The organism is Chloroflexota bacterium (assembly GCA_020850535.1).
Classification (GTDB): Bacteria; Chloroflexota; UBA6077; order UBA6077; family JACCZL01; genus JADZEM01.
Map to the genome: position 1 here is coordinate 1 of JADZEM010000174.1, position 19,222 is coordinate 19,222.

Annotated in this window: 18 protein-coding genes; 7 read left to right on the plus strand and 11 right to left on the minus strand. The window is 69.6% G+C overall.

Annotated features, from left to right (window positions below; all coding sequences use genetic code 11):
- Positions 1–222 precede the first annotated feature (222 nt).
- Positions 223–735: a pyridoxamine 5'-phosphate oxidase family protein gene (locus tag IT306_24765; GenBank protein ID MCC7371654.1), complete on the plus strand. Its 513-nt coding sequence runs from the start codon at positions 223–225 to the stop codon at positions 733–735.
- A 193-nt stretch (positions 736–928) separates the two neighbouring features.
- On the opposite strand, the gene IT306_24770 is transcribed toward IT306_24765, so the two are convergent.
- Positions 929–2,299 carry a hypothetical protein gene (locus IT306_24770; protein MCC7371655.1) on the minus strand — a complete coding sequence of 457 codons (1,371 nt, stop codon included), beginning with the start codon at positions 2,297–2,299 and terminating at the stop codon, positions 929–931.
- Between the two features lie 3 nt (positions 2,300–2,302).
- A complete protein-coding gene (locus IT306_24775; protein MCC7371656.1) occupies positions 2,303–2,689 on the minus strand; it encodes a helix-turn-helix transcriptional regulator in 387 nt (128 codons plus the stop codon).
- A 239-nt stretch (positions 2,690–2,928) separates the two neighbouring features.
- Between IT306_24775 and IT306_24780 the strand changes: the two genes are divergently transcribed.
- Positions 2,929–3,750, plus strand: coding sequence for an MBL fold metallo-hydrolase (locus IT306_24780; GenBank protein MCC7371657.1), 822 nt, complete (start codon positions 2,929–2,931; stop codon positions 3,748–3,750).
- Entirely contained in the window at positions 3,747–4,427 is a 681-nt protein-coding gene (locus IT306_24785) for an HAD family hydrolase (GenBank protein MCC7371658.1), read from the plus strand. Before IT306_24780 ends, IT306_24785 begins: the two co-directional genes overlap by 4 nt.
- Before the next feature lie 19 nt (positions 4,428–4,446).
- On the opposite strand, the gene IT306_24790 is transcribed toward IT306_24785, so the two are convergent.
- From IT306_24790 to IT306_24810, 5 genes are all read right to left on the minus strand, one after another.
- On the minus strand, positions 4,447–4,995 hold the full coding sequence (locus IT306_24790; protein MCC7371659.1) for a hypothetical protein: 549 nt from the start codon (positions 4,993–4,995) through the stop codon (positions 4,447–4,449).
- On the minus strand, positions 4,985–6,241 hold the full coding sequence (locus tag IT306_24795) for an amidohydrolase family protein (GenBank protein MCC7371660.1): 1,257 nt from the start codon (positions 6,239–6,241) through the stop codon (positions 4,985–4,987). Before IT306_24795 ends, IT306_24790 begins: the two co-directional genes overlap by 11 nt.
- A gap of 104 nt (positions 6,242–6,345) precedes the next feature.
- Complete coding sequence (locus tag IT306_24800) at positions 6,346–7,584, minus strand: MFS transporter (protein MCC7371661.1); 1,239 nt, start codon at positions 7,582–7,584, stop codon at positions 6,346–6,348.
- Positions 7,585–7,706: 122 nt separating this feature from the next.
- Positions 7,707–7,934: a hypothetical protein gene (locus tag IT306_24805; GenBank protein MCC7371662.1), complete on the minus strand. Its 228-nt coding sequence runs from the start codon at positions 7,932–7,934 to the stop codon at positions 7,707–7,709.
- 41 nt (positions 7,935–7,975) lie between these two features.
- The gene (locus IT306_24810; GenBank protein ID MCC7371663.1) at positions 7,976–9,058 is read right to left on the minus strand and encodes a hypothetical protein; all 1,083 of its coding nucleotides are present in this window, start codon (positions 9,056–9,058) and stop codon (positions 7,976–7,978) included.
- A gap of 30 nt (positions 9,059–9,088) precedes the next feature.
- Here IT306_24810 and IT306_24815 point away from each other — a divergent pair, with 30 nt between their 5' ends.
- On the plus strand, positions 9,089–9,475 hold the full coding sequence (locus tag IT306_24815) for a hypothetical protein (GenBank protein MCC7371664.1): 387 nt from the start codon (positions 9,089–9,091) through the stop codon (positions 9,473–9,475).
- Between the two features lie 86 nt (positions 9,476–9,561).
- Here the strand turns inward: IT306_24815 and IT306_24820 are convergent, their stop codons facing one another.
- Positions 9,562–10,344 carry a hypothetical protein gene (locus IT306_24820; GenBank protein MCC7371665.1) on the minus strand — a complete coding sequence of 261 codons (783 nt, stop codon included), beginning with the start codon at positions 10,342–10,344 and terminating at the stop codon, positions 9,562–9,564.
- A 234-nt stretch (positions 10,345–10,578) separates the two neighbouring features.
- Here IT306_24820 and IT306_24825 point away from each other — a divergent pair, with 234 nt between their 5' ends.
- Complete coding sequence (locus IT306_24825) at positions 10,579–12,495, plus strand: glycosyltransferase family 39 protein (protein ID MCC7371666.1); 1,917 nt, start codon at positions 10,579–10,581, stop codon at positions 12,493–12,495.
- Positions 12,496–12,972: 477 nt separating this feature from the next.
- On the opposite strand, the gene IT306_24830 is transcribed toward IT306_24825, so the two are convergent.
- Entirely contained in the window at positions 12,973–13,827 is an 855-nt protein-coding gene (locus tag IT306_24830) for a methyltransferase domain-containing protein (protein ID MCC7371667.1), read from the minus strand.
- A 667-nt stretch (positions 13,828–14,494) separates the two neighbouring features.
- On the opposite strand from IT306_24830, the gene cysK reads away from it, so the two are divergent.
- Positions 14,495–15,430, plus strand: coding sequence for a cysteine synthase A (cysK, locus tag IT306_24835; GenBank protein ID MCC7371668.1), 936 nt, complete (start codon positions 14,495–14,497; stop codon positions 15,428–15,430).
- A 239-nt stretch (positions 15,431–15,669) separates the two neighbouring features.
- Here the strand turns inward: cysK and IT306_24840 are convergent, their stop codons facing one another.
- Positions 15,670–17,025: an aldehyde dehydrogenase family protein gene (locus tag IT306_24840; protein MCC7371669.1), complete on the minus strand. Its 1,356-nt coding sequence runs from the start codon at positions 17,023–17,025 to the stop codon at positions 15,670–15,672.
- 54 nt (positions 17,026–17,079) lie between these two features.
- Between IT306_24840 and IT306_24845 the strand changes: the two genes are divergently transcribed.
- A complete protein-coding gene (locus IT306_24845) occupies positions 17,080–18,600 on the plus strand; it encodes an aldehyde dehydrogenase family protein (protein ID MCC7371670.1) in 1,521 nt (506 codons plus the stop codon).
- Between the two features lie 71 nt (positions 18,601–18,671).
- Here IT306_24845 and IT306_24850 read toward each other — a convergent pair whose 3' ends face one another.
- Entirely contained in the window at positions 18,672–19,163 is a 492-nt protein-coding gene (locus IT306_24850; protein MCC7371671.1) for a hypothetical protein, read from the minus strand.
- Between the last annotated feature and the right edge of the window lie 59 nt (positions 19,164–19,222).

Here is a 19,222-nt window from a genome sequence, read left to right on the forward strand (position 1 = left end):
AGATCCTTCGCTGCGCTCAGGATGACAATTGCAGCTTGCATGCTTTCACCAACATTGACGACCCACGACCCACGACCCACGACCCACGACCCACGACCCACGACCCACGACCCACGACCCACGACCCGAAATATGACACCCGTTGTCATGTTCGACGCCGTATGGTGATCGGGTGGCACCTGAGGATCGACGGGTACTTTCCCGGGGAGGACGTGGAGAGGTATGACAACGAACACCAGCGGTGCGGCGCAGCCGGTCCAGGGCCGGCCGTTGCTGCCGAAAGATTACGGCGTGCCGGAGTCGGACGAGGGCACCCTGCCGTGGCCGTGGGCGGTGGAGCGCATCGAGCAGGCGCGCAACTACTGGTTCTGCACGACGCGCCCGGACGGTCGCCCCCACGCGATGCCGGCCTGGGGCGCCTGGGTGGATGACGCGTTCTACTTTGACGGCAGCCCGGAGACGCGGCGCGGCAAGAACCTGGCCCAGAATCCGAGCATCGTGGTGCACCTGGAGAGCGGCGACGAGGTCGTGGTGCTGGAGGGCGAGGCGCACCTCGTCGGGAAGCCGGAGCGGGCGTTCGCGGAGAAGCTGGCGGCGGCGCTCGGCGCGAAGTACGGGCCAACCTACGTGCCCACGCCCGACACCTGGGACCAGGGTGGCCTGTACGTCGTGACGCTGAAGGTGGCGTTCGGGTGGGACTCGTTCCCGACGGCGTTGACACGCTGGCGGTTCTGAGCCGGCTGCGCACTAGAGGCGGTCTGCAACGGTAGCGCGAGGGCTTGTCCCCCGCCCGTTTCATGGTCAGACGGGCAGGGGGCAAGCCCCCGCTACGGGGTGAGCCGATCTGCATTCGTCTCGGCGCGCTGTCGCCAGCGCCAACCGACCGCCACGTACTGACCGCCGCATACTGACCGTCACGTACTGACCGTCACATGTAGCCGAACAGCGGCGGGAACGCGATCACCACCATGGCCGCCCACACCACGTAGACCGTCAGGTAGCTCGTCTGCCACTGTTCGAGCGCCCCGAACGTGCCCCGGCCGAGCAGGAACCGGATGTACAGCCCGGCTGACCACGTCAAATTGACCAGCAGGATCACGTTCTCGCCGAGGGCGGCCACGCGGTTGGGCGTGTAGCCAAACTCGGAGATGCGCTCGGCGATGGCCCAGAGCGCCACGGCGTCGGCCAGCAGCGCGCTGAGCACCAGCACCACCTGCACCACGTCGAAGATGCTCGGCGGCGCGGCCGGATCGCGCGCCGACATCGAGTACAACAGCAGGCCCAGCACCACCACCAGCAGCAGATCGAACGCGATCAGCACGTTGCGCTCGATGTCCACGCCGCGCCCCGTCCAGGCCAGGGCCAGCAGAAACGCGATCAGCATGGCCGCAAACAGCGGTGAGAAGAGGCGCGTGAGGACCGGCGCCATGTTCTCGATGACGCTCTGCTTCGCCTCCACCAGCCACGAGCCGACCACCAGCGCCCCGACCGCGCCGCACGGCAGCAGCCACGATTCGACGAACGACTCCAGATCGATCCCGATGGCGATGAACGTGATCCCCGTGAACATGGTCAGGACGCCGCCGCCGAGGGCGATCAGCACGTAGTAGATGAACAGCTCGCCAGAGAAGCGGATGAAGTCCATCCGCCCGCTGACCTGATTCCAGCGCCCGCCCGCGTAGGCGATCCCCACGGCCAGCCAGAGCGCGATGGGCAGGTGCAGCGCCGTCAGCGCCTCGGTGTGGCCGTTCCTGGTGAACGGGTAGGCGTTGGCGAAGACCACCGCCGCGAGAAAGCCGACGCCGCACCAGCGGACCGCCGCGGTGCTGAGCTGCCGTTTCCAGACGAAGTAGAGCGTCAGCAGCGGCAGCACGAACAGGCTCAGGTTGCGCGCGTAGAAGCCGCCCTGTTCGGCCACGTACAGCCCGAAGAGCGCAGGCGCCTTGATCAGCAGGGCCGCTGCCACCGCCAGTCCGAAGGCGACCATCGCATCCTTGCGCGCCGTGGCGTGGGACGCCTCGCTCTCGGATGGGACGACGACCAGCTGTTTCCAGAGCCGCTCCGAGTGCTCCCGTGCGAACTCCCGTGACAGGGCGTCGAGGCTGCCCATCCGCTTGACGGCCACCAGGAACGCCTCGTCCGTGGCCAGCCCGGACTCCTCCAGCACGGCGACCTGCTCGCGCAGGTGATCCTCAAGCTCGGCGATATCTGACGTGTGGATCGCCTGCCGTCGCCGGAGATAGGTGCGCCACTGATCGATCTGCTCTTCGAGCGATATCGTCTGACTGAGCGCACTCATCGGTCAGGCTCCCTGCGGACGTGGAAGGGCGGACGGCGAGCGCCCCGCCGAGGCGGGCGAGGACAAGACCTGCCAGATACCCCGCAGCGTGGCATCCACTGCCTGCCACTGACGACGCTCCTCGGCAAGCTGTGACCGCCCGCCATCCGTGATCCGGTAGTACTTGCGGCGGCGTCCGCTCTCCGCCGTCTGCCAGCGCGCCTCGATGAAGCCGAGCCGTTCGAGGCGATGCAGGACCGGGTAGAGCATGCCGTCCGTCCACTGGATGTGGCCGCCAGACAGCTCCTGCACGCGCTTGAGGATGGCGTAGCCGTAGCTGTCGCCGTCGGCCAGGATCGCGAGGACCATCGGGGTGGAGGATGCGGCGATCAGGTCTTTGTTGATCTCCATCGGGTCACCTGTGAGGCAGCGCGCCGGAGGGCGCACGCCGATCTCAGCTCCATGTCTTGCACCTCTATACATAGCAGTCCAATACATTGCAGCGCAAGATCTCGGCGGGGTTTCAAGCCCCGACGACGCTGCACGACGGGCTCACCATGCGATTGCCAGGGTCGCCGTCCGCAGCACGGTGCTGCTCCCGGCAGCCCGGCCTATAATCGGCCCCGGACCGACTACCGGGAGGCGCGCGCGTGACGAGGATGTTCATCGGGTCGCTGGAAGTCGCGGTGGTGTCCGATGGCGGGCTGGCGCTCGATCCGGCGCGGGTGTTCGGGCGGGTCTCCGAGGCCGACTGGCGGCCCGTCGCGCCCCTCGACGAGCATGGGCAGATCCCGGTGGGCGTGAACTGCCTGCTGATCCGCGCTGGCGAGCGCCGCATCCTGCTGGACACCGGCGGCGGGGCCGATCTCGCCGCCGAGCGCGGCCAGAACTGCGGCCAACTGCTCTCGGCGCTGGCCGCCCTCGGAACCGATCCTGCCGACATCGACACGGTCGTGATCAGCCACGCCCACTGGGACCACGCCGGCGGCGCCAGCATCCGCGACGGCGGCCGCCGCGTGCCGACCTTCCCGAACGCCAGCTACTGGCTCTGGCAGGGCGAGTGGGACTACTGGATGAACCCGGCGCTGCCCGAGCGACCGGCCTTCCTGGACGACGCCTTGCCACCGCTGGTCGAGCATGGCCGCCTGACCCTGACCGACGGCGAGGTGGAGGTTGCGCCGGGCGTCCGGATCGTCACCGCGCCCGGCCACACCCCCGGCCACCTGATCGTGACGCTGACGTCTGGCTCGGAGATGGGCGTCTACACCGGCGACATGTTCCACCACCCGGCCCAGATCGAGCACCCGGAGTGGTCGCCGTTGTTCGACGTGCTGCCAGAATTGTCTGCCGAGACCCGCCGGCGCGTCTTCGAGCAGGCCCGCCGCGAGGGGCAGATCCTGCTGACGGCCCATCTGCCAACGCCGGGGATTGTGCGGCTGCCGGCGGGCGGCGGCGTGGAGGCGCTCGGATGAGCCACCCGGCTCTGCGCGACCGCTCGACCCTTGGGGCCGTCTGCATCGACATGGGCAGCGTCGTGGTGGACGAGCACCCGACGTGGTCGTACTGGCAGAGGCTGGCGCTCAAGCACCTGCGCGAGGGCGGCCTGTCCGTCAGCCGCCAGCAACTGCGGGATGCTCTCCGCGCCGCCATGATGGCCCATGCGCCGCGCGTCAGCTCGCACGCGTTCAGCGCGCTCGGCGGCGACCCGGCCATCCCCCGGCAGATCTGGCGGACCTTCTCCAACCGCGACCGCGTGCTGCCCTACGCCGACGCGGCGTTGGCGCGGCTGGCGCAGCGGTATCCGCTGGTGATGGTGGCGAACCAGGGGCTGCACGCGCGCGCCCTGCTGGAGGGCGCGGGAGTGGATCGCCACTTCTCGCTGATGCTGCTCTCGGATGAGATCAAGATCAGTAAACCTGACGAACGCATCTTCCAGATGGCGCTCGATCACCTGAGCATGGCCCCCGAGCGCGTCGCGATGCTCGGCGACCGCTTCGACCTCGACATCGAGTCGTCGCGGAAGGTGGGGATGCTGGCGATCCGGATTCGGCGCGGGCCGTTCGCCTGCCAGCAGCCGGCGCGGCCCGAGCAGACGCCGCACCTGACGTTCAACAGCCTGGCGTCGGCGGCGCGGTGGCTGGCGCCGTAGGAGCGGTGCCCCTCACCCCCTACGGCGCCAGCCGGTGCGCCGCCTTCCGGTCCTGCTCGATGCGGAGCACCCAGTAGGCCAGCACCTCGGCCAGCGTCGCGCCAAGCTCGCGGATGAAGTCCAGGTGCGTGCCGCGCGGGCGCGTCCCGATGCGGTAGGTCGAGATGCCGATCACCACCGCCAGCGCCGAGTCCTCCTCCGGGGCCGTCTCCAGCAGGTCCGGGCGGGTGCCCCAGCAGCCCAGGCGCGGGTTCGGCTCGCCGCTCTCCAGCGGCTGCGGATCGTAGAAGTCCACCGTCAGCTCGGTCAGCTTGCTGCACAGGAACGACCAGAGCGTTGAGGCCCGCGCGTTGTCGCAGCCGAGATCGCTGAGGGTCAGCGGCTTGTCGTCCAGCAGCACCATCAGCTGCACAAGGTCGGTGTCTGGCTCGTCCGGCACTTCGGCGATGACCGGCGAGATCAGGATGTGGAAGATGCGCGCGCCGACCCGCAGCTTGCTGTCGACGGCCGGCCGCGACAGGTCAGGCAGGGGAAACGGCCACTCGGGATCGAGACGGTTATCTGGCATGCTGGATCTGGTCCACCGGGCCGCTCGGCCGCTTGACGACCGCCCCGCCCTTCACTACCCACTGAATGTTGCTGTTGTCGGCCATCAGCCGAATCTCCGCGAGCGGATCGCCCTTGACGACCAGGATGTCGGCCAGCTTGCCCTCGGTCAGGGTGCCAAGTCGGTCGGCCAGCCCGCAGGCGTCGGCCGCCACGCGGGTGGCCGCTTCGAGCGCCTGGCCGGCGCTGAAGCCGCACTCCGTCATGTAGCGCAGCTCGATGGCGTTCTCGCCGGGCTTGTTGAAGGGCGTCCCACAGTCCGTGCCGAACGCCACCTTGACGCCGTTCTCATGGGCCATCCGCACGCTCTTACGGTGCCAGACGCCGATCTGCTCGCCCTTGGCGACGACGTGCGGGGCGATGCCGCCGGCCGTGCCATGATCGACGATGTGCTGACCGGCGATGATCGTCGGCACGAGAAACGTGCCGGCCTTCGCCATCATCGAGACGGCTTCCTCGTCCAGCATCGTGCCGTGCTCGATGGTGTCGATGCCGGCCTTGACGGCCTCTTTGACGCCCATGCCGCCGTGGCAGTGGCCCGCCACCTTGACGCCAAGCTGATGCGCCTGCGAGATGGCAGCGTGCAGCTCCTCGGGCGTCCACTGGAGCGCGCCGACCTCCGAGCCGTCGGTCATCACGCCGCCGGTAACCAGCAGCTTGATCAGGTTGACGCGCATCTTGACCCAGGTGCGGACGGTCCGCCGGGCCTCATCCGGCCCGTTGACGATACCCTCACGGTTGACGCTGACGTCCGGCCGGTAGTAGCTGTCGCCGTGGCCGCCGGGGACCGTCAGCGACATGCCGGCCGCCAGCACCCGTGGCCCGACCAGCAGCCCGGCGTCGAACGCCTGACGGATCGCCACGTTGCTGAAGCCCGGCGAGCTGAGGTCGCGGACGGTCGTGAAGCCGGCCATCAGCATGGTGCGGGCGTTGGCCGCCCCCTGGAGCGACACCAGCGGCAACAGGTCTTTGAGCCGCTGCAATTCGTAGTTGGCCGCGCCAGACGACGGCAAATGCACGTGCGAGTCGATCATGCCCGGCATCACGAAGCCGCCTGCTGCGTCGATCCGCGTGGCGTCGGCCGGCAGCGTAGCCTCCGGCCCCTGCACGGCGGCGATGCACCCGTCCCGCACCACGACCGTGCCCGGCCTCGGATCGGCGCCGGTCCCGTCCCAGACTCGTCCACCCACAATCACGACGTCGGACACGTGCGCCTCCAGCTACGACAGGGAATGAGCGGCCACGACCGGGCGGCCGGTCGCCAGGAGAAAGTGTACCAGCGCGGCCCCGCTCCCCCGCGTGTGACTGCGAGCTACGCCGTCGCCGTGGCCGGCTCGATCTTCCGCAGGCGCGTGTTGATCCAGAGCGACATGCCGGCCGCGATGAACCCGAACAGCGCCGAGATCAGGAACGCCAGCGTGTAGTCGCCGAAGAGGTCGCGCGCCACGCCGCTGCCGTACGAAGCGACCGCCCCGCCCACCATGTGCGAGAACGAGATCCAGCCGAAGACCGTCGCGAGGCTGGCCCGCCCGAACCGCTCGGCCGTCAGCGCGATGGTCGGCGGGACAGTGGCGATGTAGTCCAGCCCGAACATCACCGAGAAGACGATCAGCCCCGTCTCGGTGGTCACCGACGGAAGCAGCACCAGCGAGGCCGCCCGGAAGGCGTAGTACGTCGCCAGCAGCACGCGCGGGCTGAAGCGGTCCGTCAGGTAGCCCGAGCAGATCGTGCCGATGACGTTGAACGCCCCGATCAAGGCCAACGAGCCGGCCGCCACCGTCTCGGTGAAGCCGTGCTCCAGCGCGTGCGGGATCAGGTGGGTGCCGATCAGCCCGTTGCTGGTGAAACCGCAGACGAAGAAACTGCCCGCCAGCAGCCAGAAGTCGCGCGTCCGCATCGCCTCCGACATCGGGGTGGTGCGCTGATCGGCGGCCGCCATGCCGGCCGGGGCATCGGCCGCGCCGTACGCCTCGATCCCGACCTGGGCCGGCGCGTCCCGCACGATCAGCAGCACCACCGGGACCAGCGCCAGCAAGAGCGCGGCCCCGAGCAGGATCGCGGCGCGCCAGCCGAAGTTGACCGTCAGCGACATCATGATCGGCACGAAGATCAGCGCGCCGGCCGACGATCCTGCTCCGAGGATGCCCGTCACCAGCCCGCGCCGCGCCACGAACCAGCGCGAGGCCAGGGCCGCGCCGAGGGGGATCGCCAGGACGCCCGTCGCCAGGCCGACGATCATGCCCCAGATGACGGTAAGCTGGACGATGTTCTGGAGGAAGTAGAGGACCGCCGTCCCAAACGCCGAGACCATCAGCGCGCCCGTCAGCAGGCGCATCGGTCCGAATCGCCCGATCAACCGGCCGCTGAACGGGCCGCCCAGACCGTAGGCCAGGATACTGATGCCGATGGCGAACGAGATCGCCGAGCGGGTCCAGGTGAACTCCTCTTCCAGCGGCTTGATGATCAGCCCGGGGATGTTACGGATGCCGGCCGAGATCAAGAGGACCAGGAAAATGATCGCCACCACGAACCAGCCGTAGTGGACGCCCATGCGGGATGCGACTCTCGCCAGCATCTGTCTCCCCTAACGCGAACTGCCGCCGCCAGTCTGGCGACAGGAGCAACACCCGGGCGGGTGTCGCTATTCCGGAGCAAGTGACCTGCTCGGGAAGTTTACCGCTTCCGGCGCGCCCGAATGGTGACCACCAGCACAATCGCCACGACGGCGGCGATCAGCCCGACGATCAGGATGTCGAAGCCGCCGGCCGGCGCAACATCCGCGGCCGGCGCCGCGGAGGCGGTGCGCGCCTCTTCGAGGGTCGGCTTGATCGGGACGATGTCGCGGAGCCGGTCTGCGGTCTCGAGCGTCGTGCTCGTGAACAGGAGCGCCATAGATGCCACCTCACCTCCCGCGTGCGCCGCTGCCATCGCCGGGCACGGCGTCACGCTCGACGCCAGCTCACCACGAACAGCAGCAACAGGGTGTATTCCAGGTACGCATGGTAGCCGGCCAGGGCGGCGTACAGGGACCGACCCCGCTGGAAGTCCGCCCACATCAGCGCGAAGATCAGCCCGGCGAGCAGCAGGACGAGACCGGTCAGGGTGCGCCCGCGCGGCAGGCCAAGCCCCAACATCGTCTGATTGAACTGGCCGACCTCGACCGCGCCAACGGACGGGAAGAAGCGGCACCAGACGTAGTAGTGCAGCAACTGGAGCAGCGCGAAGACGGCGAGCAGGCGGGCGCCCAGCAGCGTGTCGCCGCCGGGCGGCGTCATGGCGCGGACGTAGCCGTCCACGTCCCCCACGATGCGGGCGGCCGGCGTCCAGTCCGCCAGGACCGACCCGACGCCGCTCATCAGCCCGTCGAAGAGGCCGGCCAGCAGCAGGGCCGGCAGCACGATGGCCCAGGTCAGGTGCAGCCCCCGGAAAGCACGGACGGACGGCGTGGGCGCACCCTGCCCCAACCACTCCCAGAGGAAGACCAGCGGCAGGACGTTGTGCAGGTGCGTGATGACGACAAAATGGTGCTCGACGTAGGCGAGTGAGGCGACGAGGGCCAGGGCGACGATCCCCAATCCGGCCGCGAGCAGCCACGGACGGCCGCCGAGCCGCAGCACGAGCGTCACCGCCAGCAGCCCGTAGACGGCGACGATCTCCAACGGGCGGCCCCAGCCGCCGAGCGGCAGCAGGCGCAGCACCACCACGACCGTCAGGCCGAGGAGCGTCGCCTCGAACAGGCGGCGGCTGAACAGCGGGCCGAACCGCCCGACGACGTACCGCAGCTCAAAGTAGTTGTGAAGGACGCCGAACAGCAGCAGGGCGAAGACGGAGGTCGCGAGTGGCAGGCTGAGCGCCAGCCCCAGGCCGACCGTCACGACCGCCGCCAGCTCGGCCACCTGCCACCAGCCGACGAGACCACGGATCTCCGCCGGGGCACGCGCAGGGTCGCTCCGCCGGCCATCCGCCCCGACACCGAACGAGGGGAGGCCCGGCGCAGACGTCGCGGGCTGCGCCCGGGCTACCATCCTCGGTCACCCTGACCGTGAGCCACCTGGATGCCCCTCCACGATCCGCTGGGCCAGTACCTGCTGGCGCTGTTCCTGACGCTGCTCGTCGAAGCGCCGCTGGTTGCGTGGGCGCTCGCCCGATGGTACCGCGTTCGGCCGCTGGCTGGCGTCCTGCTCGGGCTGGCGGGGAGCCTGCTGACCCATCCGGTCGTCTGGTTCGTGCTGCCGGCGGTGACGCTGCCCACGCTGGGCGTGCGCGGCTACCTGCTGACCGCCGAGGGGTTCGCCTGGCTGGCCGAGGCGGCGCTCTACTGGCTGGCCGTAGGCTGGCTGGCCGGCCGCCGGGACGCGGCAGGGCTGCTGCTGTTGAGCCTGCTGGCTAACCTCGCGTCGTTCATGCTCGGAGCGGCGCTGTCGATGGCGGGGTACGTGTAAGCCGCGGCCAGGGCTGGGGGCGCAGGGAATCGCGCCCCCCAGCGGCTACCGAGGCATCGGCAGCCGCTGGGGGGCATCGCCGGCGGCTACCGAGGCATCGGCGGCGGGCCGCCAGCCGTCTGGTGCTGGCCGTCCGGGCCGCCGCCGGGCTCGATGCCGTGGCCGGGCGCACCCATCGTGCCGGTCGGGGCGGCCGGCGGCTGGCCGGCCGCTGGCTGCGTGCCCGGCGGCTGGCCGGCCGCTGGCTGCGTGCCCGGCTGCTGGGCCGGCGGCTGCTGGCGTGGCGCGAGCGGCAGGCTGGCCGGCGCGGCCTGCCGCCACTGGCCACGTGGCTCGCCACCAGCGGGAGGCACGAACGGGCCGCCGGCGCGGAACCCCTCTGCCCCGCTCTCGACAATCGCCAGAGCCGTGTCGTCATCATCGTCGTCGGTGATGACCACCACCAGCTCGCCGACCTGCAGATCGTCCAGGTTCCGGTCGTCGCCGTCCTGGCCGCGCACGTCCGTGTCGTCGTCCACGTCGAACGTCTGGGTGTCGCCGTTCGCAAGGCGGATGGTGATCTCGTCGTCGTCCACGCTGACCAGCTGACCCAACGTGAACACATAGTCGTCGCGATCCTGCACGCGCGGGACCGTGACGATGCTGGTGGCCGCCATCGGTTCCTGGGAGGGCGTGGCGGCGAACGTGGCAACGGGGCCTGCCACGAGGCCCGCCGTCAGACCGAGCGTCAGCGCCAGGGCGGCGAGCGTCCGGCGACCGACGGCAGGGAACATGCGAGCGCGGTGGCGCACAGCGAGACGCTGCAGGCGGGTCGTCATCGGGCGCGCCTGGGCCTCGGCCGGCGTCTGGGGGGTGGTTGTCGCGGTCATCGGTCCATCCTCCGTGTGTGGGGGTGATGGGACCATCCTGCGAGAACGACGTGGCGACGCCCTGAATGGGGCATCAGCAACTGTTCAGTAACAGGCCGCTGGCAGCGTCGCTCGGCGTGGCTGCCCGAGCGAGACCATCCGCCGACTTGAAGGGGCCGGGTGTTAGCAGAATCTTCAGGTTTCTGCCGCCGAGACTTCAGCCCAACCTGCGACAGTGTGCAGGAGGGGGTTGGTGTGCGGTCTCCCCGGGCGCGCCTGGCGCAGCAAACGGCCTGCTGGGTCATCCTGGGGCTGGTGATGGCCGGCGTCGTCGTGCTGGCCCCGCCCGGCGGCGAGTTCCCCGTCGACGACGACTGGATCTACGCCCAGACGGTCCAGCAACTGCTGACCGAGGGCCGCTACCAGCGCTCGGTGTGGATCGACTCGGCGTTCCTGGCCCAGGCGTGGTGGGGAGCAGCCCTCTCCTGGCTGTTCGGGTTCTCCCACACCACCCTGCGCGCCGGCACACTGGTGCTGGCAGCGCTCGCGCTGGTGGCGTACGTGGGACTGCTCCGCACGGCCCTGCGCCCCTGGCTGGCGCTCGCCCTGGCGCTGCTGCTGCTGCTGCACCCCCTGTTCGTACACCTCGCGGCATCGTTCATGACCGACGTGCCGTTCCTGGCCATCATGCTCCTGGCGCTCTGGTGCGGGCAGATCGGGCTGGGCAGTCGGCGGCCAGACGGCGCGTCCGCCGATAGGTTGACGGCTGAGACGGCCCGGGTCCAACTCGGGCGCCCGGACGACCGGGGCCTCAGCCTGGGCTGGCTGGCGCTCGCCTCGGGGCTGATCGGGCTGGCCTGCCTGGTACGACAGGTCGGCATGGTGCTCGGACCGGCCGTGCTGCTGGCCGCCCTGCCGGAGCTATGTGCGGCATGGCCAGGACTGCGCGCCACGCCGCGCGGGCGCACCTGCCTGCTGGCCGCGCTCAGCGTGCCCTTCTTGCTGGTGGTCACCCTGCTGACCTACGCCGATCCGCGCGACGTGACGGTGGAGGTGCGGCTGCTGGACGGCCTGCGGACGGCCGATCTGCCAGGCCTGCTCTGGACCGAGCTGCGGGCGAGCGGCGCAGCCCTGATGCTGCTCGGGTGGTCGGTCGGGCCGGCCACGCCGCTGCTGCTGGCCAACCCGAGCCTGCTCGGCTGGCGGCGCTGGCAGTGGAACGCGGCAGCCTGTTCCCTGCTGCTGGTCTGGCTGGCCCTCGGCGTCCAGCTGGATGCGGCAGGCACGCTCACGCCGTTGTTCGGCAACACGCTGAACGCGGCCGGCCTGACCGTCTCCGGGCTGCATCCGCGCGCCGTCACGGCGGACGCACTCGGGCAGACGCTGCTGGCGATCCTCGGGGTGTTGGGAGCAGTCGGGCTGACGACGGGGCTGGTCAGCGCACTCGGAGCAACGCCGGGCGGACGGTCGCCGGCGAGTTCGCCGCTGGCGTCAGGTGCGCGGACGGCGCGGGGTTGGCAGCTGCAGGCTGTCGCGCAGACGCCGTTGGCGATCCGGCTCCTCGGCCTCGCCAGCCTGGGCATCCTGCTGCTGACCCTCGGGTACGGACCGCTGGCCGGCCCGGTCAACGGCCTGTACGACCGCTACCTGTTGCCGGTGCTGCCGGGCCTGCTGGCCTGCGTCGGGTACGCCGTCCGCGAACGGCGCGCCGCCGTGCCCCTGCTGCTGGTCGGCGCGCTCTGCTTCGGCGGGTGGTCGCTCTCCTGGCAGCGCGAGTACCTCCAGCGGCAGGCAGCCGTCTGGCAGGTGGCTGATTCGCCGGTGGCCCAGGGTATCCCGCCGACCGATATCGACGGCGGCTACGAGTGGAACGGCTGGTATCGCGGGCCGGCCGCCATCGAGAATGCCCGCCTCGCAGCGCTGGCCTCCAGCGATTCGCGCAGCTTCGTGCAGCGCGTGGTGGACAGCATCTACCGCACCAGTCCGTGGTACGTGGGCTTCGATCTTCGGCGGCCGGCCTGCCCGGGCACACCAGCCGTCCAGGCGCACTACGGCGACGGCGACTGGCCGATCTACGGTCTGCGCCGCTGCGCCGGCCCGGGCGGCCCGCCCGTCCGCGCGCCTTCTGGCCCGCCCGTCCGCGCGCCTTCTGGCACGACGGCCACACGCTGAGCGGACGTCCCGGCCGCGAATGCACGTCCTTGAACCGTGAGCGCCCGTCCGTGACCCCCACAATTGGACGACGGCCACCCCCTCAGATCACGCATACATACGATGGAGCATCGATAAACGTCCCGTTATCGCGACAGTCTACGTTTGGATCTTTAAGCCGCTGATCTCAAGCAGCATCCCTGGAGTCCCCCAATGTCCTCGGACCTCGCGCCCGCGCAGCCACAGTCATCGGCGGCGCTCGTCAACGACATCGTGAGTCGCGTCATTCGGCAGGAGCTTGCCAGGACTCAGTCCGCGCGGCAGCGTGCCGGGCGTCGGCGGGCCGCGGCCCAGCGAGCCCGCAGCTTCGAGCGGCAAGCCCTGGCGGCCGTCGGACGGAGCTGACGCCGCCGCGCTTCCTGGGGGCCTTGTCGCGCTCTATTCCCGAATCTGATCTCTGGACCTGCGCTGGACGCTCGGCTGTCGGCCAGCGGTGCGTCAGCCGGCGGTGCGCCAGCGCGCGACGCCCAGCGTCACCGGGGCGCTCCCGCGAACGACCAGCACGCCATCGCGCTCCTCCAGCAGCTCGGCCATCGCGGAGCGCAGGCGACGGTCGGCCTCGCTGCCCGGCACGACGTACAGCCGACGCCGCAGCCGGGCCAGCGCACCGTCAGGCGAGCCCATCGGGAACGGCTCAACCTCGATCACGGTCGTTTCGATGGGGCCGAGACCCAGGTCTTTCAGCACCGCCGCCAGCTGCGGGAAGTGGGGGGCCGGCAGCCGCTCCTCGCCGTGCACCAGCGGCCAGAACGGCGCGATCCACGCCTGCGGCGGCACTGCGAAAAGGGCGATGGCCGCCCAGCGGCGGGCCGCGCCCGACATCCAGCGTACGAACGGCTCGATGTCGAGGAACGGGTAGACCGTGTGCGACGAGAACACGGCGTCACCGCGCAGGTCCGGCAGCTCCTGCCAGCGTGACGGCATCAGGCGGACGTTCGCGATGCCACGCGCTCGGGCGTCTTCCGTGAGCGTCTCGCCCATGATCGGGCTCGGCTCGACGGCCACCACCTCGCGGACGGCTGCCGCCAGCGGCAGCGCGAAGCGGCCAGCCCCCGCCCCGACATCAACCAGGGTGTCGGTGGGGCGCAGGTGCGGGCGCAGGATCTCGACGACCGCCGCGTCGTCCTGGCGACTTCGGCCCGCCCGAAAGCTCTCCACGAAGGTGGGCCGAAAGTCGGTCCCGGACTCCCAGGCCGGATCGCGCAGCCGCTCGCTCTGCGCCCGGTGGGCCAGCGCCATCTGCTGCCAGCGACGGCCGGCCGGGGTTGCGGCGTCGGGGCGATCCTGGCTCATCACGGGAAACTCGTCTGCTCCAGCAAGCGTCTGCGCGGGGAGTGTAGCCGCCACACGGTGAGCCCCGCGAACAACCACCATGCAGTCGCAGGGCGATTGCATGATGGGCACGTCCCGCAGCGTCGTCGGGGCTTGAAAGCCCCGCCTACGATCCTGCAGTCGCTGCGCGACGCTCCAGTCGCACCAGTGCCTGCCGTTCCCGACGGCCGTCGCGCAGCGACTGAATGACTGTGGTCGGGGACTGAAGTCCCCGACCGCCCGTTCCATGATGCTTCGGGTACACCAACGAACATGCAACCGCCCTGAGTCACGAACCGGAGCGATTGCATGTTGATGTCGTCGTGCCGCCGCGTCGGGGCTTGAAAGCCCCGCCTACCATCCTGCAGTCGCTGCGCGACGCTCCAGTCGCACCAGTGCTTGCCGTTCCCTGCGTCCGTCGCGCAGCGACGGCGTGACTGTAGGCGGGGACTTCAGTCCCCGACCGCCCGTTCCATGATGCTTCGGGTACACCAACGAACATGCAACCGCCCTGCAGTCAGCCGTCAGCCCTGGCGCAGCGCATCACGATCAGCACACATAGTTGACAAACTCGACTACCCGAGTCAGCATTAGGGGGGGAGAAGACCGAGCGGCGCCCGGCCTCCAGCTCTGAAAAGAGGATCCTGTCATGAAAATCGCCGATGACGCGACCCAGCTCGTTGGGCACACGCCCCTTGTCAGGCTCAATCGGGTCACCGAAGGGGCCGTTGCGACGGTCGTCGCCAAGCTTGAGTTCTACAACCCGGCCCACAGCGTCAAGGACCGTATCGGCGTCTCGATGATCGACGCCGCCGAGGCGGCCGGCCTCATCAAGCCCGACACGATCCTCGTCGAGCCGACCAGCGGCAACACGGGCATCGCCCTGGCGTTCGTCTGCGCTGCGCGCGGCTACAAGCTCGTGCTGACCATGCCCGAGACGATGAGCGTCGAACGGCGCATCCTCCTGCGGGCCTATGGGGCCGAGCTGATCCTGACCCCGGGCAGCGAGGGCATGGCCGGCGCGATCAAGCGTGCCGAGGATATCGCCGCCTCGGACCCCCGGTACTTCATGCCGCAGCAGTTCAAGAACCCGGCCAACCCGGAGATCCACCGCAAGACCACGGCCGAGGAGATCTGGGCCGACACCGATGGACAGGTCGACATCCTGGTGGCCGGCATCGGGACGGGCGGCACGATCACCGGCGTCGGGCAGGTCATCAAGGCCCGCAAGCCCTCGTTCAAGGTCGTTGCCGTCGAGCCAGACGCCTCGCCGATCCTCTCTGGCGGGCAGAAAGGCCCGCACCCGATCCAGGGCATCGGCGCGGGCTTCGTGCCCGACGTGCTGGACACGACGGTCTACGACGAGGTCATCCGCGTCAAGAACGACGATGCGTTTGAGACGGCGCGGCGCATGGGGCGCACCGAGGGGATCCTGGTCGGCATCTCGTCAGGGGCGGCGGTCTGGGCGGCGCTTCAGGTGGCGCAGCGGCCTGAGAACGCCGGCAAGCTGATCGTGGTGATCATCCCGTCGTTCGGCGAGCGCTACCTGAGCACGCCACTCTACGCCGGCCTGGCGGACGCCTAGTCCAGAGCGACACTGGAAACTCCGCGGCTTCCGTCCGAAGGAGCCTCACCCCCCGACCCCCGATGCCGTCCGGAGAGGACGCCCTCCGCACCGCGAGCGTCGGCGAGTCGGACCGTCACCATGCGGGTCCACTCGCTGACGCTCGTGGCACGGAAGCGCGACGCGTGCCAACAGGCGGCGCGGCGCGAGCGCCGGCCTGACAGCCCTTGGCGCTCGCCTTCCCCTGGTCTGACAGCGGGTCAGAAGGCCGGCGGCGTCTGGACGTTGACGGTCACGTTCTTCCGCTGCGTGAAGCTCTCAAGCATGCCCTCAAGCGAGAACTCCCGACCGATACCGCTCTGCTTGTAGCCGCCGTACGAGTGCCCTGGCGTCTGTCCGAGGCCCTGGTTGACCTGGACCCAGCCCGCCTCCACCGCGTGCGCTGTCCGCAGCGCCCGTCCGATGTCGTGGGTCCAGACGTAGGCGGCCAGCCCGTAGTGGGAATCGTTCGCCATGCGGATGACGTCCTGCTCGTCAGTCCAGCGGATCGCGACCAGGACCGGCCCGAAGATCTCCTCGCGGGCGATGCGCCAGTCGTTAGAGACGTCGGCGAAGACCGTCGGGAGGGCGAAGTACCCGGCTGACAGCGGACCTTCCTTCGGCGGCAACCCGCCAAGCACCAGGCGCGCATCCGCCCGTTCGAGGCCGTCTGCGACGTACGAACAGACCTGCTTGAACTGCTTCTCGTTGATCAGCGTCCCGATGTCGCTGGCCTCGTCGAGCGGATCGCCCAGCCGCAGCGTCGCGACCTTCACGGCGAGCTTCTCCAGAAAGCTGTCGAAGATCGAGGCGTGCAGGAACAGCCGTGAGCCGGCCGTGCACGACTGGCTCTGGCGGGTGAAGCGCATCGCCGCGATGATGCCGTCAACCACCCAGTCCTCGTTCGCGTCGGGGAACACGATGGACGAACTCTTGCCGCCCAGCTCCAGCGAGACCGGCACGACCCGCTCGGCGGCAGCGCGCATCACCAGTTTCCCGACCTCTGTGGAGCCGGTGAACGAGAGCTTGGCGATGCCCGCATGTTGGATCAGCGCGCTGCCGCACTCCTCGCCGAGGCCCGTCAGCACGTTGAGCACGCCCGGCGGCAGGATCTCGGAGGCCACCCGCGCGACGAGCAGCACACCCAGCGGCGCATCTTCGGCCGTCTTGAGGACGATGGTGTTGCCGGTGCAGAGGGCCGGCGCGATCTTGAGCGCGGCCAGGAGGACGGGCGCATTCCAGGGGATGATCGCGCCGACGACGCCGAGCGGCTCGCGTCGGGTGTAGCTCAGAACCTGCTCGCCGAGCGGGAGCGTCTCACCCTTCAGCTCGCTACCAAGGCCGCCAAAGTAGCGGAAGATGTCTGCCGAGAGGCGCGCCTCATTGCGAGCCTGGGTCCGCAGGGCGTTTCCCGTCTCCAGCGCAATGATCCGCGCCAGCTCCTCGCCGCGGGCATCCAGCGCATCGGCGATCCTCAGCAGCAGCCGACCTCGGTCGCGCGGGATCACGGTGCGCCAGGAGGCGAACGCGGCCTGGGCGGCCTGGACCGCCCGATCCACGTCGGCGGCACGCACCATGTCACGGTCAACCTCTTCAATGGGCTTGTCGGGCTCGACGCCGACCTCAACCCGGTGCCGGATCTCGCAGAGAGCTGGGTCGTCTCTCCGGACGGCAAGACGGTGACCTTCACGCTGGCGTCGGGTGTGCTCTGGCACGACGGCCAGCCGTTCACCTCGGCAGACGTCGCGTTCACGTTCCAGGACATCCTGCTCAAGTACCACTCGCGCACCAGGGCCGGATTGGAGCACGTCCTCGAAGGGATCGATGCGCCAGACCCCCAGACCGTCGTCATGCGATTCACGTCAGCGTATGGCCCGCTGCTCCAGCGCCTCGACGTGGTGGAGGCGGCCATCCTCCCCAGACACATCTACCAGGGCAGCGACCCGGAGCACACCGACGCCAACCTGCACCCGGTCGGGACCGGGCCGTACCGGCTGGCCGAGTATCGCAGCGGCGACATGGTCCGGCTGGTACGGAATGAGCGCTACTTCAAGCCTGGCCTGCCCTACCTGGACGAGCTGGTGTACATCATCGTCGCCGACACGGCCACGGGCGTCTGGGCCTTTGAGCGCGGGGACGTCGATCTGCTGACCTCGACGCCGCCCACCGAGATGGCTCGGCTCCAGGCAGGCGGAAAGGCCGTTGTCAAGACGGCTGGCTTTGGCGACGGCAACTCGAACTGCCAGGAGACGATGTTCTTCAACCTCCGGCGTCCGATCCTCCAGCGTCGTGAGGTCCGGCAGGCCATCGTCCACGCCGTTGACCAGCAGCGCATTCTCGACGAGGTGCGCTTCGGCCTGGGCAAGGTGGGGAGCAGCCCGATCTCCAGCGCCCTGGCCTGGGCGCACCATCCCCACGTTCGGCGCTACCCGCACGACCCGGCGCAGGCCGAGCGGCTGCTCGACGACGCCGGCTGCCGGCGGGGTACAGATGGCGTCCGCTTCAGCCTGGGCATGCCGTCGCTGGCCGTCCTGGAGAAGCTGCACGAGGCGATCCGCCGCGATCTCGCTGCCGTGGGGATCGCCGTCCAGATTCGGCCGATGGAGTTCAACGCCGCGCTCGACACGCTGTTCATCAAGCGCGAGTTTGACGTCAGCATCTGGGGCTACTGCAACGGCCCAGACCCCGAGGTTGGTGTGACGCGAGCCCACGTCACCTCGAACATCAAGCCGATCCCGTTCGCGAATGTCGCCGCGTACGCCAACCCACGCGTGGACGCGCTGCTTGAGCGCGCCGCCAGCCTGATCGACCGGACCGAGCGCGCCGCCGTCTACGCCAGGATTCAGGAGGAGATCTTCGGTCCCGTCCTCTCGGTGATCGAGTTCACCGACGTGGATGAGGCGGTCCACATCGCGAACGGCACCTGCTACGGCCTGGGCGCGTCGGTCTGGACCCGCGACATCCAGCGCGCGATTCAGCTCGCGAAGAGCATTGAGTCCGGCCAGGTCTACGTCAACCAGTACGGCTCGGCCGGCGTCATCGGTGCGCCGTTCGGCGGCTACAAGAACAGCGGCTTCGGGCGGACGAACTGCGCCGACACGATCCTGGAGTACACCCAGATCAAGGCGGTCGTGTTCAACGCCGGCCAGTAGGCTCCGGCGGCTGGGCCTCTGGCGGATCGGGCGTCCATCCGCTGGAGGTCAGCCCTGCCGCTACGCCGACCTCAGGGGAACAGCCGCTGCTCCATCAAGTAGGCCACCCGCTGAGCGAGGCACACCGGCCCCCACAGATCCACCCGGAAGCGGAAGGTGTGCTGCGAGCCGACCCAGGCGTCGGGCAGCGGGAGGATCCGGAACTTCCAGCCGCCCTCGGGCGGCAACTCGTACTGATCCGGCCACTCCTGCATCGTGACCAGGGTGTCCACCACCATCCCGAGCGTCGTCCCGGCCAGCGTGTGGGTCAGGGTGGGGGCGCCGTTGGCAGCGCTCCAGGCAGCGTGGCGCTCGCGCAGCGTCCCGGCGATCTCGTGGGTCAACACCACGTACGCCTCGGTGATCCACTGGGCGATATCAGGCTCCAACGTCGTGACGCTGGCGACGCCGAACCGCTCGCAGATCGTGGACAGCGACGCGACCTCGTCGCAGCGGCGCGCGTGCGCATCGCGGCGGGCGGCTGCACGCAGCCCCCGAAGATCGCGCTGGCTGACGGCTACCACAGGATGCCACCTCAGGAAGAAAGGATGGTCGGCGCGGCCACCGTCTGGGGCAAACGGGA